A 5,732-nucleotide genomic window follows, 5' to 3' on the forward strand; every position below is an offset into this window, starting at 1 on the left:
CCATCGGCGGCGGCACCGGGAGGATGCCACTGTCCGGCGGCGACGGCGCCGGGGGCATGGGCCTCGTGCGGGCCCGCCCCGCCGGGTTCCTGGTCGTCTCCCCCGAAGGCGCCGACTTCCGGGCCATCCGCCGGTCGGCCACCGGGTTGGTCCTGCCACTCGCCGCGATCACCGCGGTCGCGGCGGTGCGCATCGTCTCGGTGTCGGTGAAGGAGTCCCGGCGACGCAAGCGACTGGAACTCGAACGCGGGCGACACCAGGAATGCTCACAGCACTCGGTGTGACCTGTGCCGTAGTCGGTGTGGGCCACCTCGGATAGCGTTTGCCGGTCTTTAGCCGCACGGTTGTTCGGGGGGCGCCCCTTGTCCGGGGTCATCGTCGGGTTCGGAGTCATCGCCAGTGTCGTCGCCATCGGCTACATGCTGGGCCGTATCCCGCTTCTGGGGCCCGGGGCGCGGGAGGTCCTCAACCGACTGGCGTTCTACGTGGCCAGCCCGGCGCTGCTGTTCACGATCCTCGCCCGCACGGACCTGTCCGTCCTGCTGTCGCCGCCGGTGTTGGTGAGCGTCCTCAGCGTGGTGGTCGTCGCCGTGCTCTTCCTCGTCGTCGGAGTCATCCGACGATGGGGTGTCGGGCGCACGACCGTGGGCACCCTCGGTTCCTCCTACGTCAACGCGGGCAACCTCGGCATTCCGATCTCCGCGTACGTCCTCGGCGACGCCTCCCTCGTCGCCCCCATCCTGCTGTTCCAACTGCTGGTGTTGGCACCGGTGTCGTTGACCGTGCTGGATCTGAGCAACGGGCGCGTGCGGGGATTCTGGCCGGTGCTGCGCCGTTCCCTGGGCACCCCGGTGCGCAACCCCGTGGTGATCGCTTCCCTGGCCGGGGTCGCGGTGTCCGCGTCCGGCTGGATGCCGCCGGGGCCGTTGATGGAACCCTTCGACCTGGTCGGCGGGATGGCGGTACCGGCGATGCTGCTGGCGTTCGGGATCTCACTGCACGGCAGCGCGATGCCCGGTCGGAGCGGGCCCGACCAGGTGCCGGTGCTGTTGGCGGTGGCGTTGAAGTCGGTGGGACAGCCGCTGGCCGCGTGGGCCCTGGGCTCCTTGGTGTTCGGTCTGGAGGGCGCCGCCCTGTTCGCGGTGGTGGTCCTGGCGGCGCTGCCGACCGCGCAGAACGTGTTCAACTACGCGACCCTGTACCGGACGGGGGAGGTGATCACCCGCGAAGTGGTCCTGCTGACCACGGTCCTCACCGTCCCGGTCCTGTTCACCATCACCCTGCTCCTGGGCTGACCCCCGCTCTCGCACCGTGCCCCGGCCCGTCCCCGAGGGGAACCGGCACGCCCGGGAGACGGCGTCCTCGCCACCCGTGTCGGATGGGAGGGGCTCATCACCGTTGCCGGCGAGGGTGGGCGCGACGTGGTGGCCGGGAGCCGGGTGGCCTTCGGAGCGGTGGGCCACCTCATCGTGGACGCGGACACCACCCACCGGTGGCTGTTCGAGGGCTCGCTCATGTTGGGTCTGCCGTTGCTGCTGACCACACCGTTCCCGCTGGGAACGGTGGTGTGGGTGGTCCTGGCCTGGGCCGGCCGTTGGTGAAGCGTCGTCGGGCGGATCCACTACCCGCCGTTGCCCCTGGCCGCGGCCGCGGTGCTCGCGGTGGCCTTCCGTCATCACCTGGTGTGGCCGCTGGACTGAACCGGCGTTCGACGAATCGGCCGACAAAAACGCCGACCAAAGGTTGGTCATGTCCCGATGACGGGAACACTGGACGATAGGGCCCGCCCCCACCCCCTTGGGGGACGGGCCCGTCCACGCCTTCGGCGGGCACGGGCAGACGTCGCCTCGTCGGGTGAGCGTGAAGGGGCCGACGCACCACCGGTGCGCCGGCCCCTCGCTCTTCCAGGGTCGAAAGGTCGACCCCTGCCGGGTCTAACCCCAGGCCAGAGCGGTCAGCTCCGGGTCCTCCAGCGCGGTGCCGATGTCCCGCAGCACCTTGGAACCCAGCTCACCGTCGACCAGCCTGTGGTCGAAGGAGAGCGACAGGGTGGTGACCTTGCGGATCTTCAGCTCGCCCTTGTGCACCCAGGGCATGTCGCGAATCTGACCGAAGGCGAGGATGGCCGCCTCGCCCGGGTTCAGGATCGGTGTCCCGGCGTCCACCCCGAACACACCGACGTTGGTGATGGTGATCGTGCCACCGGACATGTCGGCCGGGCCGGTCTTGCCCGCGCGCGCCGTGTCCGTGAGCTCCTTCAGGGACGCCGCCAGCTCCGGAAGGGTCTTGGCGTCGGCGTCCTTGACGTTGGGCACCACCAGTCCCCGCTCGGTGGCGGCGGCGATCCCCAGGTTCACGTAGTTCTTCACCACGATCTCCTGGTTCTCCTCGTCCCAGGACGCGTTGATGTCCGGGTGCCGTCGGATCGCCATGAGCAGGGCCTTGGCCACCAACAAAAGCGGCGACACCTTGACCTCTGCGAAGTCCGGACGCTCCCGCAGGCGGGCGACGGCCTTCATCGTCTTGGTGACGTCCACCTGGAGGAACTCGGTGACGTGCGGGGCGGTGAACGCGCTGTTCACCATGGCCGCGGCGGTGTGCTTGCGCACGCCCTTGATCGGCACCCGACGTTCACGAGCGGTGCGGTCCGGCGCGGGCGTGGCCTCCGGCGCCGAGGTCGCCGCGGGGGCCGGGGCCTCGGGCGTCTCGACGGCGGCGTGCACGTCCTCGCGGGTGACGATGCCGCCCTTGCCGGTGGGCGTCACCGCGGCCAGGTCCACCCCGAGGTCCTTGGCGAGCTTGCGCACCGGCGGTTTGGCCAGCGGGCGGCCCACCGGCCCCGAAGCGGGTGCCGGGCCCGCGGGAGCGGCCATCACCCCGGGGGTGCCCGCCGGAGCGGGCTCGCTCGACTTGGGCGGCGGTACGGACGCCGGAGCCGAGGGGGTGGGACGGCGACGGGCACGGCGCTGGGTGGCCGCCGCCCTCTCGCCGTAGCCCACCAGGGGCTTCTCCCGCTCCTCGGTCTCCTCCGTCTCCTCGGCCGCCCCGGTCTCGCCACCGTCGGCGGAACCCGAGGCACCCGTGCCACCGGTTCCGTCGTCCACGGTGATGATGACCGATCCGACCTCCACGGTCTCGCCCTCGGCGGCCATCAGCTCCTTGACCGTCCCGGAGAACGGGCAGGGCAGCTCGACGACGGCCTTGGCTGTCTCGATCTCGCAGATCATCTGGCCGTCGGTGACCTTGTCGCCCGGTTGGACGTACCAGGTGAGGAGTTCGGCCTCGATCAGGCCCTCACCGACGTCGGGCAGTTTGAACGCGTTCACGCCGTCGACCGCGGGCGTGCTCTTCTGAATCGCCATGTCTTGCGGTTTCCCCGATCTAGTACGCGAACGCCCGGTCGACCCCGTCCAGGACGCGGTCCAGGTCCGGCAGGTAGTGCTCCTCCAGCCTGGACTGCGGGTACGGCGTGTCGAACGCGGCCACGCGGATGACCGGCGATTCGAGGTGGTAGAAGCACTCCTCGGTGACGCGCGCGGCGATCTCCGCGCCGGGACCGCCGGTGAGGGTGGCCTCGTGTGCGACCACCAGGCGCCCGGTGCGCTTCACGGACTCGGTGATCGTGGCGTAGTCGATCGGTGCGAGCGAACGCACGTCGATGACCTCGATCGAGTGGTCCTCGTCGGCCGCCGCGGCCTGCAGGGCGGTCTTGACCATCGGCCCGTAGGCGAGCAGCGTGCAGTCGGTGCCCGGACGGGCGACGCGCGCCGCGCCCATCGGGGTGACCGAGTCGATCGAGGCTCCGGTGTCGACCTCGGCCTTCTCGTAGTAGCGCCGCTTGGGCTCCAGGAAGATCACCGGGTCGTCGGAGCGGATCGCCTGCTGGATCATCCAGTAGGCGTCCTCCGGGTTGGCGACGCTGACCACGCGCAGACCTGCGGTGTGCTGGAAGTACGCCTCGGGCGACTCACTGTGGTGCTCGACCGCGCCGATGCCGCCGCCGTAGGGGATGCGCATGACGACGGGCATGCTGAGCTTGCCCGCCGAACGGCGACGCATCTTGGCCAACTGGGTGAAGGTCTGGTTGGCGGCGGGGAAGAAGAACCCGTCGAACTGGATCTCCACCACGGGCCGGTAGCCGCGCATCGCCATACCGATGGCGGTGCCGACGATGCCGGACTCGGCCAGCGGGGTGTCTATGACCCGGTCCGCGCCGAAGTCCTTGTGCAGACCGTCGGTGACGCGGAAGACGCCGCCCAGACGGCCCACGTCCTCGCCCATGACCAGGACCTTGGGGTCGTGCTCCATCGAGGCGCGCAGCCCCGCGTTGATGGCCTTGCCGATCGTGAGGTTGGTTCCCATGGCCTAACGGCCCCCTTCCGCGCCGGCGCCTTCGAACGAGGCCAGGTAGTCGGCGAACTCGGACCGCTGTCGGTCGATGTGGACGTTGGGCTCCGCGTAGACCTCGTGGAAGATCTCCAGCGGCTCGGGGTCGGCCATGGAGCGGCACTGGGTGCGCACCATCTCGCCGACCTTGTCGGCCTCTTCGTCGATCCGCGTGAAGAACGCCTCGTCCGCGAGCTCGTACAGTTCGAGGTGGTTGCGGACCCGCATGATCGGGTCCTTGGCCTTCCACTCGTCGAGCTCGGCCGCGTCCCGGTAACGGGTGGGGTCGTCGTTGGTGGTGTGGGCGCCCATCCGGTAGGTGAACGCCTCGATCAGCGTGGGACCCTGCCCGGTGCGCGCGTTGTCCAGGGCGGCACGGGTCACGGCCAGGCAGGCGAGGACGTCGTTGCCGTCCACACGCACACCCGGGAAACCGAAGCCGGCGGCGCGCCGGTAGATCGGCACGCGGGCCTGACGCTCCAGGGGCTCGGAGATGGCCCACTGGTTGTTCTGGCAGAAGAACACGACCGGGGCGTTGTTCACCGAGGCGAAGTTGAACGCCTCGTTGGTGTCGCCCTGACTGGTGGCCCCGTCGCCGAAGTAGGAGATGACGGCGGTGCCGTCCTCGCCGACGGCCCCGTCGCGCTGGACGCCCATGGCGTAGCCGGTGGCGTGCAGGGCCTGGCTGCCGATAACGATCGTGTAGAGGTGGAAGCCGTACTCGTGCGGGTCCCAACCTCCGTTGGTGACCCCACGGAACATGCCGAGGAGTTCCTTCGGTTCGATGCCGCGGCACCAGGCGACGCCGTGCTCGCGGTAGGAGGGAAAGGCCATGTCGTCGGGGCGCAGGGCGCGGCCGGAGCCGATCTGCGCGGCCTCCTGGCCCAGGAGGGAGGCCCACAGGCCCAGCTCGCCCTGGCGCTGGAGGGAGACGGCCTCACTGTCGACCCGGCGGACCAGGACCAGGTCACGGTACAGGGCGCGGATCTCCTCCGCGCTGATCTCCAGGGGGTAGTCGGGGTGCTCCTTGAACTCCCCTTCCGGGGTCAGGAGCTGGATGAGCTCCGGTTCCTCGTGCGCGGCGGTTTGCGACACGTCGCTCCTCGGGTTCTCGGGGCCGACTTCGCGTGGGTGAACGCTGGCCGACCGTTTAACGGTCCATGCGCGCTCCCAGGGTGTCGGGAGGGCATGGACAGTCCTGCCCACATCGTGACAGACCTCACCATGGAGTGCGCAAGCCCCCGACGACACCTTTTACGCGGCGTGACCCATGCTCCCGGACCCGTGACCAGGCCGGTTAGCAGGGGTTCCTAGCATCTACAAGGACTTCCAACAACTTTTCGAAC

Annotated in this window: 5 protein-coding genes and 1 pseudogene; 3 read left to right on the plus strand and 3 right to left on the minus strand. The window is 69.8% G+C overall.

Features of this window, described 5'->3' with window-relative positions; all coding sequences use genetic code 11:
- The 3 genes and pseudogenes from K8V84_RS15715 to K8V84_RS15725 form a co-directional block, all read left to right on the plus strand.
- Positions 1 to 284 (plus strand): annotated as a pseudogene (locus K8V84_RS15715) (hypothetical protein); the annotation flags it as partial.
- A 78-nt stretch (positions 285 to 362) separates the two neighbouring features.
- Entirely contained in the window at positions 363 to 1,295 is a 933-nt protein-coding gene (locus K8V84_RS15720; protein WP_304075582.1) for an AEC family transporter, read from the plus strand.
- A gap of 126 nt (positions 1,296 to 1,421) precedes the next feature.
- Positions 1,422 to 1,601, plus strand: a complete 180-nt coding sequence (locus K8V84_RS15725) for a hypothetical protein (RefSeq protein WP_304075583.1) — start codon at positions 1,422 to 1,424, stop codon at positions 1,599 to 1,601.
- A 333-nt stretch (positions 1,602 to 1,934) separates the two neighbouring features.
- On the opposite strand, the gene K8V84_RS15730 is transcribed toward K8V84_RS15725, so the two are convergent.
- Genes K8V84_RS15730 through pdhA form a run of 3 tightly spaced genes read right to left on the minus strand, consistent with a single transcriptional unit; the run spans position 1,935 to position 5,481 of the window.
- Positions 1,935 to 3,362, minus strand: coding sequence for a dihydrolipoamide acetyltransferase family protein (locus tag K8V84_RS15730; RefSeq protein ID WP_304075586.1), 1,428 nt, complete (start codon positions 3,360 to 3,362; stop codon positions 1,935 to 1,937).
- A gap of 19 nt (positions 3,363 to 3,381) precedes the next feature.
- Positions 3,382 to 4,362: an alpha-ketoacid dehydrogenase subunit beta gene (locus K8V84_RS15735; protein ID WP_304075588.1), complete on the minus strand. Its 981-nt coding sequence runs from the start codon at positions 4,360 to 4,362 to the stop codon at positions 3,382 to 3,384.
- A gap of 3 nt (positions 4,363 to 4,365) precedes the next feature.
- On the minus strand, positions 4,366 to 5,481 hold the full coding sequence (gene pdhA, locus K8V84_RS15740) for a pyruvate dehydrogenase (acetyl-transferring) E1 component subunit alpha (RefSeq protein WP_304075590.1): 1,116 nt from the start codon (positions 5,479 to 5,481) through the stop codon (positions 4,366 to 4,368).
- Positions 5,482 to 5,732 lie beyond the last annotated feature (251 nt).

This window comes from Nocardiopsis listeri (genome assembly GCF_020741345.1).
In the GTDB taxonomy this organism is placed as follows: Bacteria; Actinomycetota; Actinomycetes; order Streptosporangiales; family Streptosporangiaceae; genus Nocardiopsis; species Nocardiopsis listeri_A.

Excerpts from the sequence above, each read along its gene's own strand:
- K8V84_RS15730 (WP_304075586.1), bottom strand. The coding sequence starts at position 3,362 with ATGGCGATTCAGAAGAGCACGCCCGCGGTCGACGGCGTGAACGCGTTC.
- K8V84_RS15735 (WP_304075588.1), bottom strand. The coding sequence starts at position 4,362 with ATGGGAACCAACCTCACGATCGGCAAGGCCATCAACGCGGGGCTGCGC.